We start from the raw sequence: 23,552 nt of genomic DNA, 5'->3' as shown, positions 1-23,552 counted from the left end.
TCAGGGTCGGCTCGACTCCTGCTCTGCCAGCGCCCGCCGGGATTCCTCGTGGAGGACCTCGAGGAGGAGGTGCTCGATCTCCACGAACTCGGGCGACGTCATCATCGACAGTTCGCGTGGCCGTTGCAGATCCACTGTCACCTCGGTGCGGACCGTAGCCGGTCGCGCCGAGAGTACGACCACGCGATCCGACAGGTAGACGGCCTCACGGATGTCGTGGGTGATCATCAAGACGGTCCACCTATAGCGTTGCCACACCTGCTGCAGCCACGCTTGCATCTCGGTGCGGGTCAGCGAGTCCAGGGCGCCGAACGGTTCATCGAGAAGCAGCACCGGACATTCCTGGACGACGGTCCGCAGCATCGCGGCGCGCTGTCGCATCCCGCCGGACAACTGACTGGGCCGGGCGTCCTCGAACCCACCGAGACCGAACACGGGGAACAGTTCCCGGGCCTTGTCCCGCGCCTGGGCGCGGGATACGCCCTGCACTTCGAGGCCGAGAGTCGTGTTGTCGAGGACGCTGCGCCAGGGGAACAGCAGGTCTTTCTGCGGCATATATGCGCATCGGGCGGTATCACTGCCAGCCGATCGCACAGGTTCACCGCCGATGGTGACGGCGCCGGAATCTGGTTGCTCTAGACCTGCGAGCATCGAGAAGGCCGTGCTCTTCCCGCATCCGCTGGGGCCGATCACCGACACGAACTCTCCGCGTTCAACGGTCAGTGAGATGTCGTCGAGGACGGGTCTGGTTCCGCCGCGGACGGGAAAGGCCTTGCTGATCCCGGTCATCACGACGCGTGCTTCTTCGGTCATCGCGATCCTCTCCGTCTGGTGATCCGTCATTCGTGACGGCTCCGTTCTTCACTGATCCAGGGTGCGACGGCACGTTCGACGGCGAAGGTGAGTAGGTAGAGGCAGACACTGATGGCGGCGGTCACCAGCACGGCGGCGAGCACGAGGTCGGTTCGGAACGAGTTCTTCTGCGTCGCCATGTAGATGCCGAGGCCGGACGTGGCACCGACGTACTCGGAGAACACCGCGCCCACGACCGCATAGGTGATCCCGATCCGCAGGGCGGTGAAGAATCGGGGAATCGCCGATGGTAGCCGGACGTAGCGGAATTCCTGCCAGCGGGATGCTCCCATGCTCCGCAGGAGGGCGCTGGCTTCTCTGTCCGCGGCGGCGAAACCTTCGATCAGACCGATCGTCATCGGGAAGAACGTCGCGAGGGCGATCACGAGGATCTTCGGCAGCAGACCGAATCCGAACCAGATGATCATCAGTGGCGCGATTGCGATGATCGGCAGCGTCTGGGACACAACGAAGAGGGGGACGAATGCGCGTCGTAGCCATGGCGAGAAGTCGACGAGCACTGCGAGAGCCCAGGCGCAGAGCAGGGACACCGCGAAGCCGATCAGTGTCACCTGCAGCGTCGACGAGGCGTGCCCTGCAATAGCATCGCGTGCCCGCCAGCCTTGCTCTATCACGCGCAGCGGTGACGGCAGAACCTGCGGCCGAATACCGCTGACCATTACGTACAGTTGCCACGCGACGACGAGCAGGGCCACGACCACCAGCGAGGGAAGCCCCCTGCGCGCAAGCGTGGGGGCGCCGGGGACCGTCGTGCGGTGACCCTTCTTGTGGGGACGCGTGCGAGAACCCTCGAGAGAATTCTTCGGATGGCCCCTGTCAGGGCTCAGCGAGGTACTCATTGGTGAAGTACGTAGACCAGTCGGGTTCCGTGGTCAATGGCATTCCATCGGGACCGGCGAGCAGCCCGTTCTCAAACAAGAAACCGGAGTATCCCGACCACTTCTCGGCGGTCTGTGTTCCGACTCTTCCAGAGTCGTCCAACATGTATTCGGAGGACAGCATGTCCTGGCTCTCGAGCACGAGTCGATCGTCCGTGAAGGCGCCGGGGTTGGCGTCGACAAGCATCTGTGCGGCAAGAGCCGGGTTTTCGGCGGCGAACTGGTATCCGCGCTGCAAGGCCTGAACGAACTTGCGGGCCTCATCGGGATGATCGGCCATCCACTGCTCGTTGCCCCCGATGACGAGGGCGTAGGCATCGGGGAAACCGTAGTCCGTGTAGTGGAAATACCGCATCGGGGTTCCCTGGTGCTCGGCTTCGATGCCCTCCCAGGCAAAGAACGACACGGTGAAGTCTGCGGTGCCGGAATAGACGGCCTCGTACGCAGACGTGCCGAGCGTGACGGTCGTGAATTCTCCCTCGCCGCCGTCGTTGCGGATGATCTGCTTCAATGTTTCTTCGCCGTCGGGATCCGCGAAGCCGGCGTAGATCTTGCCGTCGAGATCACGCGGGCGGGTGATGTCGTCGCGGTCCGCTCTCACCGCGATGCCGGTTGCCCAGTGCTGCAACGGTGCGAGCACGGATTTTATCTGTGCACCTGCGGCTCGCGAAAATGTGAACGAGCTCTGGAAGCTCACCCCGAACTCGGCGTTGCCGGCGTCGACGAGGGTGTCGGGCGAGGTGTCGTTGTACGGAAGTACTTGGACGTCGAGTCCGGCGTCTTGGAAGTAGCCCTGTTCGAGGGCAACGAACAGACCGGTGTGGTTGGTATTCGGTGTCCAGTCGAGTGCGAATCGGATCGTATCGCCCGACTGTGTATTGGCCGCGCAACCGGTGAGGACCGCGAGAGCGGACACGAGGGTGACCGCGACCGTCGCAGTGCGCCTGCGCGACGAGGAAGCCTTGCGGGAGAAGAACGTCATGCCGGAAAACAGTGTCTTGCCAGAAAACAGTGTCACGATGCGGGCCATTCCTGCTTGTTCACGACGGTATCCCAGAACATGAGTTCGTACCGGCTCGCGATTACGAATACCTCGACCATCGCCTCGCGCTGAGCGTCGGTCGCGGCCTCCGCGGCGGCGTCCACCAACTCGCGGGCGGTGGCGGTGGCGGTCTGGAATTCCTCGGCGTCATAAGTGGTCACCCACTGCGCATAGGGGTGAGAAGGATCGGCGGACAGCACCTCTCGGGCACTGTTTGCGAGGCGTTGTCCCACGTCGGCATAGATCCAGAAGCACGGCAGCATTGCGGCGGCAGCTACGGGGTACGGTTCGGTCGCGGCGACGGCCGTCAGGTACGAGACGTACCCCAGGCAAGCCTGTGAATGCTGGGGTTTCGCATCGGATTGGGGCAGCTTGCCGCTCGTCAGTAGGTTTTGGTGCAGCGTCGCTTCCACCGTCGCCGCCGTTGCGGCGGAACCGGCCCAGAAGCCGGCCGTGTCCGGGTCCGGGGCGTGAGCCGAAACCAGCGAGAGAGCCTTGGCGTATCCCGTGAGATACAGGTAGTCCTGTTCGATGTACGTGCGGAACAAGTCCAACGGCAGGGTTCCGTCACCGAGACGACGCAGAAACTCGAGTTCGTCGATCGCGTCGCGCAGGACCTTGGTTCGGTCCCACAGATGGTCCGTGAATCGGGTGTGCCGATCCGTGTCGGCGGCACCATAGGCAGAGTTGGTCACGACTTTGACATCCCTTCGTCAGCATTACCTGAGCAGGTTTTCCGGGTGTGTTCTCAGCCCCGCCCGTGCGGAGCACCCCGTGTCAGAACAAGGCAGACCCTACACTGAACGCGATTCGCGCCGGACACGACCCTCAGGGCGCGGACGTGCGGCAACGATGTCGTCGGCCTCCCATCTCGGTCCCGCTCACCGGATCAGACGAGCTCTGCATAGCCCGAATGCTCGGAGATGTATTTTGCGACGTACGAGCACGAGGGAATCACTGAGAGTCCGCGAGCTTTCGTGTCGTCGAGGGCAGCCTTCACTACTTCGGCGGCCAGACCCTGCCCACGGAACTGCGGGTACGTGACGGTGTGGTGGAAGTCGCGGACACCGCTGCGCTCAGCATAGTCGGCGTAGCCGGCCAGCTGACCGTCGACGAAGACCTCGAACCGGGACTCGGCCACGCAGTGCTCCACCGTTGTCGTCACAGACTGCTCCTTGACTCGTTGCCTTCACGCGGTATGGTCCCGCACGCTGTCATCCGCAGATTACCCCTCAGTTTCGAGGGCAGGTTCCGGTTGCCGTTCCGACCGGCGCGGTTATAGAACCGCTCCGGGGTTGAGGATGCCGAGTGGGTCGAGCGCGTTCTTGATCCGTTGCGTCAATTCCATGACTTCCGGACCCACCTGGTCGGACAGCCAGGGCTTCTTCAACCGTCCCACCCCGTGCTCGCCGGTGATCGTGCCGCCGAGCGAGATCGCGAGATCCATGATCTCGCCGAATACGAGATGGGCGCGCTCGGTCATCTCCGCATCGTCGGGATCGAAGACGATGAGGGGGTGGGTGTTCCCGTCGCCGGCGTGTGCAATTACCGCAACCATCACGTCGCGCTCGCGGGAGATGGCAGCGACTCCCTCGACCAATGCGGGCAGTTTCGGCAGTGGGACGCCGACGTCCTCGAGGAGTAGGCTGCCCAGCTTCTCGACTGCGGGGATCGCGTATCGCCTTGCTGCAGCGAAGGCTTCGCCCTCGTCGGGATCATCTGTCGTGAATACCTCGGAGGCTCCGTTCGCCTTACACGCATCCGCCATGACGGAGATCTCTTCGGCTGCAATCGCTCCGGGTGCGTCCGACCGCGCGATGAGCATCGCTTCGGCGGTACGGTCGAGGCCCATCCGCAGGGAATCCTCGACCGCGCCGATCGAAGCGCGATCCATGAACTCGAGCATCGAGGGTCGCAATGTCCGTGTAATTGCCAGGACCGTGTCTGCGGCGGATTGGACGGAGGCAAAAGACGCAACGAGGGTACTCGAGGGCGGCTGGGCGGGAATCAGTCTCAACGTCGCCTCGGTGACGATACCGAGGGTTCCCTCGCTTCCGATGAAGAGTTTGGTCAGCGAGAGCCCGGCCACGTCTTTCAACCGCGCACCGCCGAGTCTGACGGCGGTTCCGTCTGCGAGTACCACACGCAGTGCGAGCACGTAGTCGGTTGTGACACCGTACTTGACGCAGCACAGACCACCTGCATTCGTTGCGACGTTGCCGCCGATCGAGCACATCTCGAACGAAGACGGATCTGGGGGATACCAGAGTCCGTGCTCAGCTGCCGCGGCCTTGACCTCCGCGTTCAGCAGACCCGGTTCCACGACGGCGATACGTGTGGCCGGGTCCACCTCTATCCGGCGCATTCGCTCGGTGCTGACCACGATGCTGCCCGAGACGGCCGTCGCACCGCCGCTGAGCCCGGACCCTGCCCCTCGCGGAATGACCGGAACCTGATGTTCGGTGGCCCAACGCATCACCGCCTGGACGTCTTCGGTGGTAGTGGGGCGCGCGACCGCACGAGGGATCGTCGCGGCAGGGTCTCGTGCCCAGTCCTGACTGTACGACGCGAGGAGGTCCGGATCGGTCACCAGGCATCCTTCGGGAAGGACGGCGGCGAGCGAGGTGAGCGTGTCGTCGGTGACGGTCATCGTGACTCCTGGTATGCGGGTGTCTTGCACCCCGAAGGTAGTCCACTTGCACACAAGCCTTCGAACTGGTCGAACTTCTAACAGAACCGGTTCCTGCCCGGCCCGGCTCTCGGGAAATCACCGATATACAGCAGTCTCACGATGTGGGACCGAGGTGTGGGATTCATCCACCCGCCGGAGGTGGGGGTGGCGCTCGTGTGGTGAGACGAAAATGCAGGTAGAAGCCTCCTCTCGAGGGGTCGACCCGCACCTACCAGCTGTAACACACGTCACACTCGTAACTCTGTTACCGGATCGTATCGGCGAGGCAACACTAGAACGTGCCTCCGCACGATAGCGTCTTGGATCGTCGAACCCGGCGAAGAATGTCGGCCCTAACGGTAGAACCCACCAGGTATGAGCCAGCTCCTGGGTGGACTCGGAATTCGTCGCACCACCCCTGGAAGGAACTGCACCGATGAACACCCCCGAACGAGATCCCAGCAGCTATGTCTCCGCGATGTTCTCGTACGAGTTCTTCGAAGGTGGTGTCGACTACGAATCCGTCGAACGTATCTACCGTGGGGAGTTCGACGAGTGGATCTCGGCGCTCGCAGGGTCGGGGTTGTTCACCAACAATGAAGTTCAGTCCATGCACGAGGCATGGCGCCTGAGGCCGAGGACTCTCCTGGATGCGCTGCTCGCCGACGCGGACGAGGTGACCGCGAGGCGATGCGAGGTCATTTGGGCTGCACTCGAACAGGTCTCCTCGTCTGAGGCCGACACATTCCTCGGGTGATAGATATACCTTCCACGCCCGAACCCGTCGTCGCTAGACGAGTTCGGTGCGATCTCCGTTCACGACGATCGCCTGGTCATCGGTGAGGGTCCGGTAATCGATCCCGGCGAGCCTGAGCGCATCGACTGTTCGCCGAACTCCTGCGGCTTCCTCGAGCAGCATGGACTCTCCGGACTCTGGAGATTCAGCGGGCGGATGATGGGGGACGATTGCGAAGCTCACCATGCCCAAGCCGTCCCAGAGCGGATCCATGCCGCAGGTCGCGTTCACTTCCGCCGGGTCATCGCAGGAGTCGAGACCGTAGAGCGTTGGAGTCATGACACACGCGCCCGCGCTGTACCCGGCATACACCAACGCGTCGTTCCGCAATAGTTCAGGGATCACCCGGTCAGCCCCGCTTCTGGCCATCTGTGCGCGCAACACGAATGTGTTCCCGCCCCGGACCCAGAGCATGTCGAGCCCGGCCAGCCGCTCCTGCAGCGCGTCGACTCTCGCGTTCCCGTCGCTGCGGATGTAATCGCGCAGGTCCACCTCTTCCGGAGTGAAGCCCAGGCGCGCCAACGGCATCACATCGCTGACAACTGCAGACGCTCGTGCCGCAGGCGGCCAGGCATCCGCCGCGGCGGCAACCACGCCGACGCGTCCAGCGCTGCCGACCAGCGATAGCAATGGTGCGGGGTCGGCACCGAACCGATATGACGAGAGGAACAGGCGCACCGCGATCAGATCGTGAACGCGAGGTTGTCGACGATCCTCTTGCCGACTTCGGCGTCTCCGTGCAGCGTGATTTCGTCACGGTGCTCGGCTGCCGTGGTTCTGCCACCCGCCAGCCGCGTGAACAGTCGTGAGTCGAGGGTGATGGTGGTGGTCGCCTCGGCGGGCAAATCCTCGACCACCTTCGCCCTGCCGTCGACCACGATGTGGATGGTTCGTGCGAGCGGTCCCGTCAGTTCCAGCGTGATCCTGGCCCCGTCCGGGGCCTTGCCGCGCTTGCCGACGAGGAATGCGACGGCACCGGTGATCTCCGTGAACGCGATGTTCGCCCGGCGGTCGCCCTCTTCGCCTGGTAATCCCAGCGCGTCGCGGATGTCGAGTTCGTGCATCCAGCAGTCGAAGAGGCGGATAAGCATGAAACGGAGATAGGGTGCCGGTCCAACCGGTGTGGTGGTTTCGGCCGCGAGCATCTCGTCCGTCATCTCGGTCAGCTCAGCCCGCCTGCGGGTGGTGATTGCGCGGAACTTCTCGAGCATCTCCGAGCCCGCGCAACCCCGCAATCCCTCCACCCACTCTTCGTTGAAGGCGCCCATTTCGTTGCGGACATGGGCGAGGCCCCGGACGTCGATGCTGGTGTGCGGGGCTGGAACTCCCGCGAGGAGAGATTCGGTGCCGATGATGTGGGCGACGACGTCGTGGACCGTCCAGCCCGGCAGGGACGTCGGTGTGAACCACGCGTCGCCCTGCAGCGGCGACAGCACCTGATCGAGCGCGTCCCATTCCTCGAACAGCGCGTCGAGGATCGATTCCCTTTGCAAGGTGTTCACAGTGTTGCACTCCTAATTTTTTCTCAACTCTAGAACCTCGCATCCCTGTGGTGGCGAGTTTTTCGCCACGGGCGGACGGGAGGTCCCAGTGTCGGGCGTGGTGGCTGTCCGAGGTCGATTCGGTGTGGTAAACCGATGGTGAGAATGTCTCTGACTTGTTCCCCGGTTGGCAAGAGGAGCGCGAATGTTCCCTGGAAACTTCGTTGCAACCACGCCCGACAAGCCCGCGGTTATCCGCCCCTCGACAGGGGAGCAGATTACCTACCGGGAATTGGACGGGCGCTCCGCCCGTCTCGCACGGTACCTCCGCTCCCTCGGGCTGAAAGTAGGCGACCACCTAGCTCTCGTGTCGAGCAACGACATCCGGGTGTTCGAAGTGTATTGGGCAGCGCTGCGATCGGGGCTGTACGTCACACTGGTCAATTGGCACCTGAACCCGGAGGAATGCGGATACGTAATCGACGACTGCGGAGCCGAAGTCCTGATCGTCGCGGCGGACGTCGCCAGCGCCGTCCCGTACGAACCGGACCAACTTCCCCGGGTTCGGCATCGCCTCGTGTACGGAGGCGAGCTCCGTGGGTTCGACAGCTACGAGGAAGCTCTCGCCGGGCAGTCGGACAAACCGCTCGACTCGCAACCCCGCGGTCGAGACATGTTGTACTCCTCGGGCACAACGGGACGGCCCAAGGGTGTCAAACCCGCTCTGCCCGATGGTGAAGTGGACGCCGACATGGATCCGTACGCCGCGGCATTCGTTGCGATCTACGGATTCGACTCGGACTCGATCTACCTTTGCCCCGCGCCCCTGTATCACGCAGCCCCGCTGCGGTTCTGCGCCGCGATCAACTCCGTCGGCGGAACCATCATCTTGATGGACCGATTCGATGCCGAGGAATCGCTGCGATTGATCGAGCGATATCGCGTGACCCACAGCCAGTGGGTGCCGACGATGTTCGTGCGGATGCTCAAGCTGCCGAAGGCTGTTCGCGCAAAGTTCGATCTGTCGAGCCAGAAGGTGGCAATTCATGCGGCGGCACCGTGCCCACCCGATGTGAAACGATCGATGATCGAGTGGTGGGGTCCGATAATTCACGAATACTATGCCTCCACCGAAGGGGCGGGTGCCACGTTCATCGACAGCGCGGAGTCGCTTGCCAAGCCAGGATCGGTGGGTCGCGACGGAGTAATGGGTGTCGTCCACATTTGCGACGAGAGTGGCAACGATCTGCCCGCAGGCGAGATCGGCACCGTTTACTGGGAGCAGGAGGAGCGATCGTTCGAATATCACAACGATCCAGTGAAGACACAGGCCGCGACGCATCCCCTCCATCCGGCGTGGACAACGTGTGGCGACATCGGCTACCTCGACTCCGATCGATATCTGTATCTGACCGACCGCGCGGCGTTCATGATCATCTCGGGTGGAGTGAACATCTACCCGCAGGAGTCGGAGAACGTGCTCATCATGCATCCCAAGGTGTTCGATGTCGCCGTGATCGGTGTGCCCGATGAGGAGATGGGTGAACAGGTAAAGGCGGTGGTGCAACTCGTCGACGGTGTCGAACCGTCCGACGCCGTGGCCAGCGAATTGCTCGACTATGTTCGCGATCGGGTCAGCCACTACAAGGCGCCGCGCACCATCGACTTTTCCGACGACCTGCCGCGCACCGCCACCGGAAAGCTGGTCAAGCACCGGTTGAGGGCGAAGTATTTGAAAGCCGGCTGAGCGCCGATATCAGGTCGATCGGCCGATTCGAAGCACTGAGCTTCGCTCACAATCGATTCTGCAGCTTCGCTCACGATCGATTCTGCAGCTTCGCTCAGGATTGATTCCGCAGGTATTCGCCGAGGACTTCGGCGTGACTGTGTCGAAGGTCCTTGGTCGCGGTCAAGAGGACGATCGGCCGCCCATGGGCGAGTTCGCGTACTCGGGAGACGGCTTTCCGGCCGGTAGCCGACTCCAACTCGTGGACGTACCGCTCTCGGAACTCGCTGAAAGCGGCGATGTCGTGCGAGTACCAATGACGTAGCTCCGTCGACGGTGCGAGATCCTTGGCCCAGTCGTCGAAATGGAAGGCATCCCTGCGCAGTCCACGCGGCCAGAGGCGGTCGACGAACAGTCGCAATCCGTCGCCTTCGGTCGGGTGGTCGTAGACCCGCTCGACCACGACAGACGGCTTCTCGGCGACGCTCGGCATGCTCTGTTCTTTCGGCGTTCTCACGATCGAACCTCCGCTCCCGATGCGGGTGCCTACCGCCAGACTACGACGAATCGTATGGTGATCGTTCTCACAAATGGGGCAATTCACTCGTCGGAACCAAAATTCGGATGCGATTGAGACGCGTGCCGCATGCTCATGTACACCACTTCACCCTCCCTCTGGCTATCATCAGCTGGATTCAGTCGTGGTGCGGGACACATGCCTCTCGCCATCGGTTGGTTGCCGCTGCAGACCACTTACGGCAGGAAGTCGAGAGATGGATACATCGCAGAGCACGGCACGGCCACGTCCGACGGTCGGCGTCCCTCGCGAATCGAACGAGGGTGAGCGTCGGGTGGCGTTGGTGCCGAAGATCGTGGCCGCCTTGATCGGCAAGGGGGTGGAGGTAGTGGTCGAGCCGGGAGCTGGTCTCGGCGCTCTGATTCCCGACGATCTGTATGTCGCAGCGGGCGCGAAGATCGCCGATCCGTGGTCGGCGGACGTGCTCGTCAAGGTAGCGCCGCCGTCGGATGCCGAGGTGGCCCGGTTGCATGCGGGGCAGACGCTGATCGGGTTCCTGGCCCCTCGCAGCCAGGACAATCAACTGGCGGCGTTGAAGTCGGCGGGGGTGCAGGCATTCGCGGTGGAGGCGATCCCGCGCATTTCCCGGGCGCAGGTAATGGACGCGCTGTCTTCGCAGGCGAATGTTTCGGGATACAAGGCGGTGCTGCTGGCGGCGTCAGTGTCGACCCGGTTCTTCCCGATGCTCACCACCGCCGCCGGTACCGTCAAGCCCGCGACCGTGCTGGTACTCGGAGTCGGCGTGGCCGGGTTGCAGGCGTTGGCGACGGCCAAGAGGCTCGGCGGCAGGGCCACGGGATACGACGTGCGCCCGGAGGTGGCCGATCAAGTCCGGTCGGTGGGTGCGCAGTGGCTGGATCTGGGGATCGATGCGGTCGGTGAGGGCGGGTACGCGCGGGAGCTCTCCGAAGACGAAAGGGCGCAGCAGCAACAGGCGCTCGAGGATGCGATCAAGACCTTCGATGTGGTCATCACGACCGCGCTGGTTCCAGGTCGTCCGGCACCCCGGCTGGTGACGGCCGCGGCCGTAGCGGGCATGAAACCGGGATCGGTTGTGGTGGATCTGGCGGGAGAGACCGGCGGCAATTGCGAGCTGACCGAACCAGGGCAAACCGTGGTCAAGCACGGGGTCACGATCTGCTCGCCGTTGAATTTACCCTCCACGATGCCCGAACACTCGTCGGAGCTATATGCGAAAAACCTCTCAGCCCTTCTGGAGCTGATGCTGGTCGAAGGCCAGTTGGCCCCTGACTTCTCGGATGAGGTGCTCGCCGCCTCCTGCGTCACCCGTGAGGAGGCGGTGTCCTGATGTACACCGAACTGTTGGCGAACATCGCGATCCTGGTGTTGTCCGGGTTCGTGGGTTTCGCGGTGATCTCGAAGGTCCCGAACACCTTGCACACCCCGTTGATGTCGGGCACGAACGCCATCCACGGCATCGTTGTGCTCGGTGCGCTGGTGGTGTTGGGCAAGGTCGACAACCCGCCGTGGGGTCTGCAGGTGATCCTGTTCGTGGCGCTGGTGTTCGGAACGATCAACGTGGTCGGTGGCTTTGTGGTCACCGACCGGATGCTGGGGATGTTCAAGTCCAGACCCGTGGCGCGCGCTGATGCCCCGTCCGCCGATTCAGTCGACAAGACGGGGGAGAAGTAGTGGAATACCTGGTCGACATCCTCTACATCATCGCTTTCGCGATGTTCATCTACGGTCTGATGGGTCTGACGGGCCCCAAGACCGCGGTACGGGGCAATCAGATCGCGGCGGCAGGCATGCTCGTCGCCGTCGTCGCCACCCTGATCTCGATCCGCGATACCTCCAACTGGGCTCTGGTCGTAACCGGCCTGGTGATCGGTGTGTTGTTGGGGGTGCCACCCGCGTTGCGGACGAAGATGACGGCGATGCCGCAGCTGGTCGCTCTCTTCAACGGGGTCGGGGGCGGCACCGTCGCCCTGATCGCCTATGCAGAGTTCCTGGATTCGGACGGTTTCACCGCGTTTTCGCACGGGGAGATGCCGACTGTGCACATCGTGATCGCCTCCCTGTTCGCAGCGATCGTCGGGTCGGTCTCGTTCTGGGGATCGGTCATCGCCTTCTTGAAGTTGCAGGAAACCCTGCCGGGCAGGCCGATCGGCATAGGGAAGTTCCAGCAACCGCTCAATGCCGTGCTGCTGATTGGAGCGGTGCTGCTGGCAGTGGTCATCGGGGTCAAGGCCATCGACCCCACCGAAGCAACGAGTCAGTGGTGGATCGTTGGCGTCCTGGTCCTCGCGGCGACCCTCGGATTGATGGTGGTTCTGCCGATCGGTGGTGCCGACATGCCAGTCGTCATTTCGCTGCTCAACGCCCTCACCGGTTTGTCCGCAGCAGCAGCCGGTCTGGCCTTGAACAATCAGGCGATGATCGTGGCCGGAATGATCGTCGGCGCGTCAGGCTCGATCCTCACGAACCTGATGGCGAAAGCCATGAATCGGTCGATTCCGGCGATCGTGGCCGGCGGATTCGGTGGCGGCGCCGCGACTGCGGCAGTCGGGGACGGGACGGTGAAGACAGCGAAGTCCACCTCGGCGGCGGACGCCGCGATCCAGATGGCGTACGCGAACCAGGTGATCGTGGTCCCGGGATACGGTCTGGCCGTGGCTCAAGCCCAGCACGCGGTGAAGGACATGGCGAAGCTACTCGAATCCAAGGGTGTGGAGGTCAAGTACGCCATCCACCCGGTCGCAGGCCGGATGCCCGGCCACATGAACGTTCTCCTTGCAGAGGCTGATGTCGAGTACGACGCGATGAAGGAAATGGACGAGATCAACGACGAGTTCGCTCGCACCGACGTCACCCTGGTGATCGGAGCGAACGACGTCACCAACCCCGCCGCACGCAACGATCCTTCCAGCCCGATTCACGGTATGCCGATTCTGAACGTGGATCAGTCGAGGTCGGTGATCGTGCTCAAGAGGTCGATGAACTCGGGGTTCGCAGGGATCGACAACCCACTGTTCTTCGCAGACGACACCGCGATGCTCTTCGGGGATGCGAAGAAGATGGTCAGCGAGGTAACCGAGGAACTGAAGGCGCTGTAGTCGGCTACCGAGAAGTGCGCTAGTGCTCCATCCTTCAGGGTGGAGGTGACGGCGCACGCGGGAGGGCCCTCGGGCCCGAGCGTGCCCTAGACGGGACGGTTCTGTTGTTCTATGTATGGCGGAGCAGGGAGATCGGTGCGCCACCGACCGAGCCGGCGAAGTAGGAGCGGGACCAGAGGCGTTGCGCCCGCTAGTAGTGCTGGACCAGTTCGGGGAACTCCTGCCGCGTCCGGCGAGACGAGACGCCCTCGAGGCTGTTGACCAGTGTGGACAGGGCAACCTTGGGTGGGAAGTTCACCAGCAGGTGCACATGGTTCGATTCCCCGTTGAACTCGACCAGTTCGCACTCGAAGTCCCGCACCCGTCCGGCATGATCTCCTCCGCCCGCCGGAGGTGAGCGTGCGAGAACACCCGGCGGGCGGTACGTGGTCACGAAGACCACATGTGCGTGCGGTGGGGAGGCGTATGTTCTGTTTCACCTCTGGTTGTCGCGTGTTGTCGTAGGCCGATGTTCTACTCTTCTGGTGCAGCTTCGATACAACTACCGGATCTCCCCGACCCCGGGGCAGCGGCAAGCGTTGTCCCGGGCGTTCGGGTGTGCGCGGGTGGTGTTCAACGACGCCCTCGCAGCCCGGTTGTCGGCGTTCGAACAGAAGTTGCCGTACCCGAAGGACGGCGAGCTGTCCCACAAGCTCATCACCGACGCCAAGAAAACCGAGGAACGTGCCTGGCTGAGTGAGGTATCCGCAGTCGTCCTGCAACAAGCCCTCGCGGACCTGAACACCGCCTACCGCAACTTTTTCTCCTCCATCACCGGCACACGGAAGGGTCCGAAGGTCGCCCAACCGCGATTCCGGTCCCGTAAACACAACCGGCAAGCAATCCGGTTCACCAGAAACGCCCGGTTCCAGGTCACCGGCGCGGGCAGACTGCGACTGCCGAAGATCGGGGACGTCAAGGTCAGTTGGTCGCGGGAACTACCCGCGGAACCCTCCTCGGTCACGATCATCAAGGATGCGTCCGGCCGGTACTTCGCCTCGTTCGTGGTGCAGACCGGAGACCACGAAACGCTGCCTTCGACCGACACCGAGGTGGGCATCGACCTCGGGCTCACCTCGTTCGCCGTGACCAGCGACGGCAAGGTGATCGAGTCCCCGAAGTTCTTCCGGCAAGCCGAACGCCGGTTGAAGAAGGCGCAACAAGCCCTGTCCAGTAAACAGAAGGGCTCGAAGAACTGGGAAAAGGCGCGAGTGGAAGTGGCCCGGGCGCACACCAGGGTCGCCGACCGGCGCAAGGACTTCCACCACAAGCTCTCGACGCAGATCATCCGCGAAAACCAAGCGGTGTGCGTCGAGAACCTGTCGGTGAAGGGCCTGAGCCGCACCCGACTAGCCAAGTCGGTACACGATGCCGGGTGGTCGAGCTTCGTCAACATGCTCGAGTACGTCAACATGCTCGAGTACAAGGCGCAGCGGCACGGGCGGACGTTCACCCGGGTCGACCGCTGGTTCCCGTCCACCCGCATGTGTTCGGAGTGTGGGGCGGTCGGGGAGAAGAAGCCGTTGCGCGTCCGCGTCTGGACGTGCCCGTGCGGAGCAGTCCACGACCGGGACATCAATGCGGCGAAAAACCTTCTCGCGGCAGGGCGTGCCGAGAGACTAAACGCCTGTGGAGCAGACGGAAGACTTCGGCCCGCCGAAGCGGTCAGCAGTGAAGCAGGAACCCATCGAGGTGCCGCATGAGCGGCACGGCAGGGAATCCCCGGCCTTCACGGCCGGGGAGGACGTCAAAGGCGGTAGCTGCCCCGGTGTCGGTTGAGGGCTATCACGGCGGTGTCGGGCCTTGCTGCCTCTCGCTCGGCGGCGACCGGGGAGTACAACATGACAGTGGAGGCGAGCGCCCACCAGATTGCGCCTACGAGCAGGCTTGCGACGATACCGAAGACGCTGATCGGATTCACGAGGGCTACGGCGCCGGCAATCGCGATGACCACAGCGAATCCGAGACCCGCGAGCACCGGTCGGAGTCGGGGCGCGGCCACGATAAACGCTGCGCCCCAGAGAGCGATGACTGCGACCAAGTGTCCGCTCGGCAACCATGTCGCAGAGGCATCCGATGCCCACTCCCTGATGCCGACGCTCGTGAGATTCGAGCCGATACACAGCAGCAGGATCGCGGTCATTCCGTAGGGCAGTTTGCGCATCGCCGCAATGATCGACAGCACTGTGGTCGCAGCCAGCACCGAGGTTAGGTTGATGGCAGCGACCGCCGGTTCGGCGACAGGTCTCAGCACTGTCGGGAGAGTGAGCGCCGGCACTTCCGGGCTGATGGCGTACAGCAAGGACAGCGCCACAACGCCCGCCGCGGCGACGGCGAGGCGATAGGCGCTGCGGCGCAGCGAATCGGTCGAATCGATCACGGGGCCCAGTGTGCCAACCGGTCCTGAACGAATCAGGAGAGTCTGCTGTGATTTTGGTGAACGGGGGCCGGTGTGGCGCGCACGGCATCCCCACACGCAGCGACGACGATGACGCACAGCAGCGGAATCGTCATGGCGGTGGTGAGGGGAATCACCTGGCTGATCCAGCCCATTACGGCCGGTCCTGAAAGAAATCCCAGGTATCCGAGCGTGACGACCTTGGACATGTTGGCACCCGGGGGGCCGGACCCCAGGTTGCCCGCGGCGGTGAAGATCTGCGGGAGGCTACCCGACAGTCCCAAGCCGAACAGGGCCCAGCCGACGAGTGTGAGCGTGAGTACTCCCGAGATCAAGATCAGCAGTAGTCCTGTGGCCGCGATGAGCATTCCGTAACGAATCACGGCGACGGGTCCGAAAGCGCCGCTCACACGGTCTGCGGTCAACCGGCCCACCGTCATCGCTACCGAAAACGCGCCGAACGCGAGGGCGGCGACAGCATCCGATGCCCCGAGATCCTCCTTGACCTGCAGCGCGCTCCAGTCGTTTGCGACGCCCTCGGAGAGCATGAGGGCGAACGCGATAGCCCCGAGTAGGAGCACCCGGGTGGACAGTCGCCCCGGCGCCTTCTCGTCGGTAGCGGACTCGGCAGGACGGCGTGCAGGAACTCGCACCACCCAGCGCGAGACCGCGGTGACCGCCACGATGCCGATCCCGCCGGCGGCGGTAAGCGCCGTCACCGGTGCCCATCCCGCGGCCAGTGTCAACGCTCCGAGCAGCGCTCCTGCGGCGCCACCCACGGAGAACAGGGCGTGGAACGCCGCCATGATGGGCCGCTGATAGCGCCGTTCGACCTCGACTGCGTGCGCGTTCATCGACACGTCCAGCGCGCCGACGGTGAACCCGAACACCACGAGGGCGAGCCCTAGATGCCAGGCCCCCGTGGCAAGCCCCGGTCCGATCGTTGTGATCGACAGAACCAGGCCGGCGATGATTGCGGTGCGCCCGCTGCCGACTCGGTCGGCGAGCGGAACAGACAGTTGCATGCCGCCGATCGCGCCGACGCCCAGCACCAACAACAGGGTGCCCAGGGTGCCGTGGTCGATCCCGGTCTGGGCTTCGATAGCCGGGATGTGTACCACCCACATGCCGAACAGGAATCCGCAGGTCCAGAAGATCGTGAATGTCGCTACCCTGGCGCGTCGCAGCGATGCGCTCACCCCTGTCGGCTGGTTGACCGTTTCGGCCGGGGAATCGCTCACCAGATCAAACGTACCGACGGTCAGAGAACTGTGAGCAGCACGGAGCGATCGCGCGGCATCGAGGGCACGGTGCGAAGAACACCCGACCTGCCTGAACGAATCAGGAGAGCGCGCTGTGATTTTGCTGAGCGGGGGCCGGTGTGCTCTGGACGGCACCTGCACACGCAGCGACGACGAGGACGCACAGCAGCGGAATCGCCATCGCGGCGGTGAGGGGGATCACCTGGCTGATCCAGCCCATGATGGCCGGTCCCGAAAGAAATCCCACGTGCCCGAAGGTGACCACCCGAGACAAGTTGACATTCGCGGAGTCGGAGCCCAGATTGCCCGCGGCGGTGTAGATCTGTGGCACGGCGCCCGACAATCCCAAGCCGAACAGGGCCCAGCCGACGATTGTGAGCGTGAGTTGCCCCGAGGCCAAGATCAGCAGTAGTCCTGTGGCCGCGATGAGCATTCCGTAGCGGATCACGGCGACGGGTCCAAAGGCGCCGCTCACTCGGTCGGCGGTGAACCGGCCCACCGTCATCATCACCGAGAATGCGCCGAACGCGAGGGCTGCGACAGCATCCGATGCCCCGAGATTCTCCTTGACCTGCAGCGCGCTCCAGTCGTTCGCGACGCCCTCGGAGAGCATGAGGGCGAACGCGATACCCCCGAGTAGCAGCACCCGGGTGGACAACCGTCCCCGCGACCGTCGTCCGGGTTCCGGCGGTTTCGCTGGACCTTCGGACTCTTCAGGTCTGCCTGCCGGGTCACTCACCACCCAGCGCGAGACTGTGGTGACCGCTACGACGCTGATTCCGCCGGCGGCGGCAAGCGCCGTCACCGGTGCCCATCCCGCGGCCAGCGTCAACGCTCCGAGTAGCGCTCCTGCGGCGCCACCCACGGAGTACAGGGCATGGAACGCCGACATGATGGGCCGCCGATAACGCCGTTCGACCTCGACCGCGAGCGCGTTGACCGAGACGTTCAGCGCGCCGACGCTCAACCCGAACACCACGAGGGCGAGCCCTAGTTGCCAGGCCCGTGTGGCAAGCCCCGGTCCGACCGCTGTGATCGACAGAACCAGTCCCGAGATGATCGCGGTACGCCCGCTGCCGATTCGGTTGGCGAGCGGAACAGACAGTTGCATGCCGCCGATCGCGCCGACGCCCAACATCAGCAGCAGGGTGCCCAGGGTGGCGTGGTCGATCCTGGTCTGGTCCGTAATCGCCGGGATGTGTACCACCCACATGCCGACCAGGAGTCCGCAGATCCCGAAGAGCGTGAATGTCGCTGCGCGGGCTCGTCGCAGCGATGTGCTCACCTCTGCCGGTTGGGTGACCGTTTCGGCTGGGGAATCGCTCACCAGATCAAACGTACCGACGGTCAGAGGTGTAACGGCAGCGTGGCTTGATCGCGCACGAATCAGAAGCGCGCTGCGACTTCGGTTGCCGGTGGGGTTTCAGTTGCCGGTGGCCGCTGTGGCCGCGCGACACCCGCGCAAGCAGCGACGACGAGGGCGCACATGAGTGGGACCGCCATCGCGGTGGTGAGGGGAATCACCTGGCTGATCCAGCCCATGATGGCCGGTCCCGACAGGAATCCCAGGTATCCGAACAAGACCACGCGAGACAAGTTGGCGTTGGTGGAGCCGGAGCCCTGGTTGCCTGCGGCGGTGAAGATCTGTGGGACGGCGCCGGACAATCCCAAGCCGTACAGGGCCCAGCCGAGGATCGTCAGCGGGAGTAGTCCCGAGACCAGAACGAGCAGGATTCCCGTGGCCGCGACGAGCATTCCGTAGCGGATTACGGCGACGGGTCCAAAAGCGCCGCTCACGCGGTCCGCGGTGAAGCGGCCCACCGTCATCGTCACCGAGAAGGCGCCGAACGCGAGGGCGGCGACAGCATCGGATGTCCCGAGATGCTCCTTGACCTGCAGCGCGCTCCAGTCGTTCGCGACACCCTCGGACAGCATCAGGGCAAACGCAAGGCCCCCGAGTACGAGAACGCGTGTGGGCATTCGTCCCCGCGACAGTCGTCGTTGTGACTTCTCGGGAGTAGCGGACTCGTCAGATGGGCGTGCAGGGTCGTGCACCACCCATCGTGAGATTGCGGTGACTGCCACGATGCCGATTACGCCGGCGGCGAGAAACGCCGTCACGGGTGCCCATCCCGCGGCCAGTGTCAAAGCTCCGAGCAGCGCTCCCGCGACGCCGCCCACGGAGAACAGGGCATGGAACGCCGCCATGATGGGCCGCCCATAACGCCGTTCGACCTCGACCGCGTGCGAGTTCATCGACACGTTCAGCGCGCCGTTGGTGAAACCGAAGACCATGAGGGCGAGCCCGAGTTGCCAGGCTCCGGTCGCAAGTCCCGGTCCGACCGTTGTGATCGACAGAACCAGTCCCGCGATGATCGCGGTGCGCCCGCTGCCGACTCGGTCGGCGAGCGGCACAGACAGTTTCATGCCGCAGATCGCGCCCAGGCCCAACATCAGCAGCAGGGTGCCGAGGGTGGCGTGGTCGATCCCGGTCCGGGTTTCGATCGCTGGGATGTGTACCACCCACATGCCGAACAGGAATCCACAGGTCCAGAAGAGCGTGAATGTCGCTGCGCGGGCTCGTCGCAGCGATTCGCTGACCTCTGTCCGCTCGGTGACCATTTTGGCTGGGAAATTGCTCACCAGATCAAACGTACCGACGGTCAGAGGTGTATAAGCAGCCCGTCGGGATCGTGCAGCATCGAGGCCACGGCCGCCAGGAACCTCGACGCCTGCTCACCATCGACCACACGATGGTCGAACGACACGCCCAAGGTGGTCACCCATCGCACCGCCAGTTCGTCCTTGTGAACCCACGGTCGTCTTGTGATGCTGCCCAGGCACAGAATCGCCGATTCGCCGGGGTTGAGGATCGGGGTGCCGGTATCGATGCCGAACACTCCGACGTTTGTGATCGACACCGTTCCTCCGGTGAGTTGCGCGGGCTCGGTCTTGCCCCCTCGCGCAGTTGCGATGAGTTCGGTTATCGCACGGCACAGTTCGACCAGACTCAGCGATTGCGCATCCTTGACATGAGGTACCACCAGGCCTCTCGGGGTTGCCGTGGCGATCCCGAGATTGACGTAGTGCCTGGTGACGATTTCCTGGTTCTCCTCGTCCCAGGAAGCGTTGAGGCTAGGATTCTCCCGTAGAGCCGCGATCATCGCCTTCGAAACGAGACTGAGCGCCGTCAGCGACAGCCCTTCGAACTCGGGGAGTTTCCGCAAGCGTCTGAGCAGTTTCACTGATCGCGTCACGTCGACGGTCACGAATTCGGTGACGTGTGGGGCGGTGAACGCGCTACGGACCACCGCTGCTGCAGTGTGTTTCCGCACGCCGCGGATCGGGGTGCGGGTTTCGCGTTCCGACGACTGCACTGGTGCGCGTTCGCGTGATCGGGCGTAAGTATGCACATCGGCTTTGGTCACGGCCCCGGAAGGTCCGGTTCCGGTGACCGCGGAAAGATCGATCCCGAGTTCACGCGCTGCGATGCGGGCTGCCGGGGATGCGTCCGGCCGCGATTTCGCAGACGCACTGGACGTACTATTCGATGACGTCGTGCGCGATTCGGGCGCCCGGACTTCTCTGCGCCGGGCACGCTTGCTCTCGGCTGGCGCGACAGGCCCGTACCCCACCAGCACGGGGTTGTCCGACGAAGTCTCACCGGCGGCTGTATCCGTGGCGATCCGGATGATCGGCGTCCCCACCGGCACCGTGCTACCTGCGGAAACGAGTAGTTCCTCCACAACCCCCGCGTATGGGGACGGTAACTCGACCAGCGCTTTTGCCGTCTCGACTTCCCCGATCACCTGGTTGAGTTCGACCGTTTGTCCGACTTCGACTGTCCAGGAAACCAGTTCGGCCTCCGTCAGTCCTTCGCCTAGATCCGGAAGACGGAATTCCTCTGCCACGGAAGCTTCCTCTCGTCGGACGATGGAGGTCAGGCCGCCAAACTACGATCGACGGCGTCGAGCAGGCGATCGGCGTCGGGCAGGTGGTGCAGCTCCAGCCTGGCAGGGGGATAGGGGACGTCGAACCCGCCCACCCGCAGGATCGGTGCGTCGAGTTGGTAGAAGCACCGTTCCGAGATGGTAGCCGCGATCTCCGCGCCGAGACCCAGGAACTTGGGTGCCTCGTGTGTGACAACGAGCCTTCCCGTCTTGCGGACCGAGTCTTCGATGGTGTCGAAGTCGATAGGGGCGAGCGAGCGCAGGTCTATCACCTCGAGTGAATGGCCCTCGTCCGCGGCAATCTCCGCGGCGGACAGGGCGGTGGCTACGACGGAGCCGTACGCGACGATCGTGGCGTCGACTCCCTCGTGGACCACGCGCGCACGGTGCAGGGGGAGGTCCGGTTCGGCGTCCGGGTCGAACTCGCCTGTGTCCCAATAGCGCCGCTTGGGTTCGAAGAACACCACAGGGTCATTTGCCGCCACGGACTGCTGAATCATGTGGAATGCGTCAGCAGGGTTGCTAGGGCTCACGACGCGTAGGCCGGCAGTGTGCGCGAAGTACGCCTCCGGCGATTCGGAGTGATGCTCGACCGCCCCGATGCCGCCGCCGTAGGGAATCCGGATCGTGATAGGCACGGTGACCCGGCCCCGGGTGCGGTAGTGGATCTTGGCAACCTGCGCCACGATCTGGTCGAACGCGGGGTAGACGAAGCCGTCGAATTGAATTTCGCAGACAGGCCGATACCCGCGCAGGGCCATGCCGAATGCCGTGCCGATGATCCCGGACTCGGCGAGCGGTGTGTCGATTACGCGATTGTCGCCGAAGTCCTTCTGCAGCGTGTCGGTGACACGAAAGACCCCACCGAGGCGTCCGACGTCCTCACCCATGATCACGACCTTCCGGTCGCGATCGAGTGCGCGTCGCAGTCCGGCGCCCAGCGCTGCGCCCAGCGACATCTTGGTGGTGGTCATGACAGTGCCTCCTCGGTGGCCTCCTCGTTGCGGCCGAAGGCCTCGGCCTCCTCTGCGTCTTTGAAGCCTGCGAGATACGCGGCGTACTGCTCGCGCTCCTCGTCGATGAGTGGGTGGTCCGCGGAATAGACATTGTCGAACAGATCGAGCGGCGCAGGATCGGGTGCGTCGATCGTCCCCGACCGAAGCCTCGCCGCGACGCGGTCGGAGGCATCCTGGATGTGGGCGAGGAAGGTTTCGTCGAGCTGTCCCTCCCGGTCGAGGAGGCGCCTGACCCGGTCGATCGGGTCGCGGGCTTTCCACGCCTCGGTTTCGGCCGCGGACCGGTATCGGGTTGGATCGTCCGAGGTGGTGTGAGGGCCCATACGGTAGGTGATGGCCTCGATGAAAATGGGGCCTCCCCCCTCTCGTACGCGCTGTGTGGCCTGGCGCGTCACCGCGAGGACGGCGAGGACGTCGTTACCGTCCACCCGGACTGCGGGCATGCCGTATCCGGCGGCGCGCTGCGCAATCGGTGCGGGACTTTGAAGGTGTACCGGTTCGCTGATCGCCCAGTGATTGTTCTGGCAGAAGAACACCACCGGTGCGTTGAAGCTCATCGAGAATCCAAGGGCCTCGGCAATGTCACCTTGGCTTATGGCACCGTCGCCGAAGTAGGCGATTGTCGCGATCTCGGCACCGTCGAGGTGGGCACCGATCGCGTATCCGGTGGCGTGCAGCCCCTGGGAGCCGACGACGATCGCGGGGTTGGTGACATTGACCTCGTGCGGATCCCAGGCCGAGTGGGCGCATCCTCGCCACATGTGGGCCATCACGGCCGGATCGACGCCACGGCAGTAGGCGACGGCATGCTCTCGATAGGTGATGAAGGCGTAGTCGTCCGGGCGGAGCGCGCGCGCCGAGCCGACCTGTGCGGCTTCCTGGCCGAGCATGGGCGCCCACAATCCCATCTCGCCCTGCCTCTGCAGGGCGGTCGCCTCGACATCCATCCGGCGGGTGACCACGAGATCCTCGTACAGGCTTCGCAATTGCTGCGTTCCGATGTCACGGACAAGGCTTGTGTAGTCGGGCCGCAGGACCCGTCGGCCGTCGGGCTGGATGAGCTGGACCGGATAGGCAATGTTGTCGACCATCGGATTCACCTCGCGTTGTCGGGTCCTGGAAACCTTGTGGGTTTCGCAGAACACCCTGTGCCGCGGTCGGGGCGGATATGTGTCCTACTTCACAGCATCCACGAGAACGCGAATTGCGCAAGTGTTACCCCCCGAGTTGAGCATAATGCCCAGAGGCGAGTCCCAAAAGTCTGTCATACTGCGTGATATGACCAGTTTGGACGCCACCGATGCCAGGTTGTTATTGCAGCTGTCCGACCATCCGCGGGCGACCGGTGTGGAGTTGGCCGGCCGCCTCGGACTCTCCCGCAACACGGTCCAGGCAAGGTTGTCGCGATGGGAAGCGGCAGGTGTCCTGGGCTCGTTCGACCGGCTGATCGATCGGAGGGCGCTCGGGTACCCGCTCGCCGCCTATGTCGCCACCCGTGTGGACCAGCACCGACTCGACGACGTGGTGGATGCGCTCGCCGGGATTCCCGAGGTTGTGGAGGTGTCGGGCATGACCGGGGAGGTTGATCTGTCGGTGCGTGTCGTGGCCCGCGACGCCGACGACCTGTATCGGCTCACGGGTCAGATCCTCGAGATCCCCGGCGTCGAGCGCACCAACATGGCGTTGGTGATGCGGGAGTTGGTGGGGCCGCGCATGGCGCCTTTGCTCGAAAGGCTCGCTGGGGAGTAGATCAACCGCCTCGTCCG

23 protein-coding genes, 1 pseudogene and 1 riboswitch are annotated in these 23,552 nt (G+C 63.9%); of the genes and pseudogenes, 7 read left to right on the top strand and 17 right to left on the bottom strand.

Going from position 1 to position 23,552, the window contains the following annotated elements; all coding sequences use genetic code 11:
- The 6 genes from BFN03_RS11690 to BFN03_RS11665 all read right to left on the bottom strand — a co-directional run bounded on the left by BFN03_RS11690 (position 1) and on the right by BFN03_RS11665 (position 5,443).
- Positions 1 to 813 (bottom strand): ABC transporter ATP-binding protein, encoded by an 813-nt coding sequence (locus BFN03_RS11690; protein WP_070380854.1) that lies wholly within the window; start codon positions 811 to 813, stop codon positions 1 to 3.
- A 26-nt stretch (positions 814 to 839) separates the two neighbouring features.
- Complete coding sequence (locus BFN03_RS11685) at positions 840 to 1,712, bottom strand: ABC transporter permease (RefSeq protein WP_070379138.1); 873 nt, start codon at positions 1,710 to 1,712, stop codon at positions 840 to 842.
- Positions 1,690 to 2,733, bottom strand: a complete 1,044-nt coding sequence (locus BFN03_RS11680) for an ABC transporter substrate-binding protein (RefSeq protein WP_070380853.1) — start codon at positions 2,731 to 2,733, stop codon at positions 1,690 to 1,692. The genes BFN03_RS11685 and BFN03_RS11680 overlap by 23 nt, the downstream gene beginning before the upstream one ends.
- A gap of 32 nt (positions 2,734 to 2,765) precedes the next feature.
- Entirely contained in the window at positions 2,766 to 3,488 is a 723-nt protein-coding gene (locus tag BFN03_RS11675) for a TenA family protein (RefSeq protein WP_070380852.1), read from the bottom strand.
- Positions 3,482 to 3,578: riboswitch (TPP riboswitch) on the bottom strand. (Overlaps the previous gene by 7 nt.)
- A 104-nt stretch (positions 3,579 to 3,682) precedes the next feature.
- The gene (locus BFN03_RS11670) at positions 3,683 to 3,958 is read right to left on the bottom strand and encodes a GNAT family N-acetyltransferase (RefSeq protein WP_070379137.1); all 276 of its coding nucleotides are present in this window, start codon (positions 3,956 to 3,958) and stop codon (positions 3,683 to 3,685) included.
- Positions 3,959 to 4,069: 111 nt separating this feature from the next.
- Positions 4,070 to 5,443, bottom strand: coding sequence for an FAD-binding oxidoreductase (locus BFN03_RS11665; protein ID WP_070380851.1), 1,374 nt, complete (start codon positions 5,441 to 5,443; stop codon positions 4,070 to 4,072).
- A 457-nt stretch (positions 5,444 to 5,900) separates the two neighbouring features.
- Here BFN03_RS11665 and BFN03_RS11660 point away from each other — a divergent pair, with 457 nt between their 5' ends.
- Positions 5,901 to 6,221, top strand: a complete 321-nt coding sequence (locus BFN03_RS11660; RefSeq protein WP_070380850.1) for a hypothetical protein — start codon at positions 5,901 to 5,903, stop codon at positions 6,219 to 6,221.
- A 33-nt stretch (positions 6,222 to 6,254) separates the two neighbouring features.
- Here BFN03_RS11660 and BFN03_RS11655 read toward each other — a convergent pair whose 3' ends face one another.
- Both BFN03_RS11655 and BFN03_RS11650 read right to left on the bottom strand, forming a co-directional pair.
- On the bottom strand, positions 6,255 to 6,938 hold the full coding sequence (locus tag BFN03_RS11655) for a Type 1 glutamine amidotransferase-like domain-containing protein (RefSeq protein ID WP_070379136.1): 684 nt from the start codon (positions 6,936 to 6,938) through the stop codon (positions 6,255 to 6,257).
- Between the two features lie 5 nt (positions 6,939 to 6,943).
- Positions 6,944 to 7,762 carry a maleylpyruvate isomerase family mycothiol-dependent enzyme gene (locus BFN03_RS11650; RefSeq protein ID WP_070379135.1) on the bottom strand — a complete coding sequence of 273 codons (819 nt, stop codon included), beginning with the start codon at positions 7,760 to 7,762 and terminating at the stop codon, positions 6,944 to 6,946.
- A gap of 184 nt (positions 7,763 to 7,946) precedes the next feature.
- Here BFN03_RS11650 and BFN03_RS11645 point away from each other — a divergent pair, with 184 nt between their 5' ends.
- Positions 7,947 to 9,488 carry an AMP-binding protein gene (locus tag BFN03_RS11645; protein WP_070379134.1) on the top strand — a complete coding sequence of 514 codons (1,542 nt, stop codon included), beginning with the start codon at positions 7,947 to 7,949 and terminating at the stop codon, positions 9,486 to 9,488.
- 94 nt (positions 9,489 to 9,582) lie between these two features.
- Here BFN03_RS11645 and BFN03_RS11640 read toward each other — a convergent pair whose 3' ends face one another.
- Positions 9,583 to 9,984, bottom strand: coding sequence for a DUF488 family protein, N3 subclade (locus tag BFN03_RS11640; protein WP_084385596.1), 402 nt, complete (start codon positions 9,982 to 9,984; stop codon positions 9,583 to 9,585).
- A 256-nt stretch (positions 9,985 to 10,240) separates the two neighbouring features.
- On the opposite strand from BFN03_RS11640, the gene BFN03_RS11635 reads away from it, so the two are divergent.
- From BFN03_RS11635 to BFN03_RS11625, 3 genes are read left to right on the top strand one after another with little or no spacing between them, the layout of a single operon-like run.
- Entirely contained in the window at positions 10,241 to 11,353 is a 1,113-nt protein-coding gene (locus BFN03_RS11635; protein WP_070379132.1) for a Re/Si-specific NAD(P)(+) transhydrogenase subunit alpha, read from the top strand.
- Positions 11,353 to 11,697, top strand: coding sequence for an NAD(P) transhydrogenase subunit alpha (locus BFN03_RS11630; RefSeq protein ID WP_070379131.1), 345 nt, complete (start codon positions 11,353 to 11,355; stop codon positions 11,695 to 11,697). The genes BFN03_RS11635 and BFN03_RS11630 overlap by 1 nt, the downstream gene beginning before the upstream one ends.
- Entirely contained in the window at positions 11,697 to 13,121 is a 1,425-nt protein-coding gene (locus BFN03_RS11625) for an NAD(P)(+) transhydrogenase (Re/Si-specific) subunit beta (protein ID WP_070379130.1), read from the top strand. The genes BFN03_RS11630 and BFN03_RS11625 overlap by 1 nt, the downstream gene beginning before the upstream one ends.
- Positions 13,122 to 13,230: 109 nt before the next feature.
- Here the strand turns inward: BFN03_RS11625 and tnpA are convergent.
- A pseudogene (gene tnpA, locus BFN03_RS11620) lies at positions 13,231 to 13,563 on the bottom strand (IS200/IS605 family transposase).
- Positions 13,564 to 13,645: 82 nt separating this feature from the next.
- On the opposite strand from tnpA, the gene BFN03_RS11615 reads away from it, so the two are divergent.
- Positions 13,646 to 14,863 carry an RNA-guided endonuclease InsQ/TnpB family protein gene (locus tag BFN03_RS11615; RefSeq protein ID WP_070379129.1) on the top strand — a complete coding sequence of 406 codons (1,218 nt, stop codon included), beginning with the start codon at positions 13,646 to 13,648 and terminating at the stop codon, positions 14,861 to 14,863.
- 44 nt (positions 14,864 to 14,907) lie between these two features.
- Here the strand turns inward: BFN03_RS11615 and BFN03_RS11610 are convergent, their stop codons facing one another.
- From BFN03_RS11610 to pdhA, 7 genes are all read right to left on the bottom strand, one after another.
- A complete protein-coding gene (locus BFN03_RS11610) occupies positions 14,908 to 15,540 on the bottom strand; it encodes a hypothetical protein (RefSeq protein ID WP_070379128.1) in 633 nt (210 codons plus the stop codon).
- Between the two features lie 32 nt (positions 15,541 to 15,572).
- Positions 15,573 to 16,799 (bottom strand): MFS transporter, encoded by a 1,227-nt coding sequence (locus tag BFN03_RS11605; RefSeq protein WP_070379127.1) that lies wholly within the window; start codon positions 16,797 to 16,799, stop codon positions 15,573 to 15,575.
- A gap of 100 nt (positions 16,800 to 16,899) precedes the next feature.
- A complete protein-coding gene (locus BFN03_RS11600) occupies positions 16,900 to 18,147 on the bottom strand; it encodes an MFS transporter (RefSeq protein WP_084385595.1) in 1,248 nt (415 codons plus the stop codon).
- Between the two features lie 59 nt (positions 18,148 to 18,206).
- The gene (locus BFN03_RS11595; RefSeq protein WP_070379126.1) at positions 18,207 to 19,442 is read right to left on the bottom strand and encodes an MFS transporter; all 1,236 of its coding nucleotides are present in this window, start codon (positions 19,440 to 19,442) and stop codon (positions 18,207 to 18,209) included.
- Between the two features lie 41 nt (positions 19,443 to 19,483).
- Positions 19,484 to 20,731 carry a dihydrolipoamide acetyltransferase family protein gene (locus BFN03_RS11590; protein WP_070379125.1) on the bottom strand — a complete coding sequence of 416 codons (1,248 nt, stop codon included), beginning with the start codon at positions 20,729 to 20,731 and terminating at the stop codon, positions 19,484 to 19,486.
- Positions 20,732 to 20,760: 29 nt separating this feature from the next.
- Positions 20,761 to 21,744, bottom strand: a complete 984-nt coding sequence (locus BFN03_RS11585; RefSeq protein ID WP_070379124.1) for an alpha-ketoacid dehydrogenase subunit beta — start codon at positions 21,742 to 21,744, stop codon at positions 20,761 to 20,763.
- Positions 21,741 to 22,877 carry a pyruvate dehydrogenase (acetyl-transferring) E1 component subunit alpha gene (gene pdhA, locus BFN03_RS11580; RefSeq protein WP_070380848.1) on the bottom strand — a complete coding sequence of 379 codons (1,137 nt, stop codon included), beginning with the start codon at positions 22,875 to 22,877 and terminating at the stop codon, positions 21,741 to 21,743. Before pdhA ends, BFN03_RS11585 begins: the two co-directional genes overlap by 4 nt.
- 187 nt (positions 22,878 to 23,064) lie before the next feature.
- Between pdhA and BFN03_RS11575 the strand changes: the two genes are divergently transcribed.
- A complete protein-coding gene (locus BFN03_RS11575) occupies positions 23,065 to 23,535 on the top strand; it encodes an Lrp/AsnC family transcriptional regulator (protein WP_070379123.1) in 471 nt (156 codons plus the stop codon).
- Positions 23,536 to 23,552: the final 17 nt, after the last annotated feature.

Source organism: Rhodococcus sp. WMMA185, from assembly GCF_001767395.1.
Lineage (GTDB): Bacteria > Actinomycetota > Actinomycetes > Mycobacteriales > Mycobacteriaceae > Rhodococcus_F.
This window is presented reverse-complemented; position numbering and strand designations above follow the sequence as displayed.

Bases quoted from the DNA above. Each gene is read 5' to 3' on its own strand.
- BFN03_RS11690 (WP_070380854.1), bottom strand. From the start codon at position 813: ATGACCGAAGAAGCACGCGTCGTGATGACCGGGATCAGCAAGGCCTTT.
- BFN03_RS11685 (WP_070379138.1), bottom strand. From the start codon at position 1,712: ATGAGTACCTCGCTGAGCCCTGACAGGGGCCATCCGAAGAATTCTCTC.
- BFN03_RS11680 (WP_070380853.1), bottom strand. From the start codon at position 2,733: ATGACGTTCTTCTCCCGCAAGGCTTCCTCGTCGCGCAGGCGCACTGCG.
- BFN03_RS11665 (WP_070380851.1), bottom strand. From the start codon at position 5,443: ATGACCGTCACCGACGACACGCTCACCTCGCTCGCCGCCGTCCTTCCC.
- BFN03_RS11660 (WP_070380850.1), top strand. From the start codon at position 5,901: ATGAACACCCCCGAACGAGATCCCAGCAGCTATGTCTCCGCGATGTTC.
- BFN03_RS11645 (WP_070379134.1), top strand. From the start codon at position 7,947: ATGTTCCCTGGAAACTTCGTTGCAACCACGCCCGACAAGCCCGCGGTT.
- BFN03_RS11635 (WP_070379132.1), top strand. From the start codon at position 10,241: ATGGATACATCGCAGAGCACGGCACGGCCACGTCCGACGGTCGGCGTC.
- BFN03_RS11630 (WP_070379131.1), top strand. From the start codon at position 11,353: ATGTACACCGAACTGTTGGCGAACATCGCGATCCTGGTGTTGTCCGGG.
- BFN03_RS11595 (WP_070379126.1), bottom strand. From the start codon at position 19,442: ATGGTCACCGAGCGGACAGAGGTCAGCGAATCGCTGCGACGAGCCCGC.
- BFN03_RS11585 (WP_070379124.1), bottom strand. From the start codon at position 21,744: ATGACCACCACCAAGATGTCGCTGGGCGCAGCGCTGGGCGCCGGACTG.
- pdhA (WP_070380848.1), bottom strand. From the start codon at position 22,877: ATGGTCGACAACATTGCCTATCCGGTCCAGCTCATCCAGCCCGACGGC.
- BFN03_RS11575 (WP_070379123.1), top strand. From the start codon at position 23,065: ATGACCAGTTTGGACGCCACCGATGCCAGGTTGTTATTGCAGCTGTCC.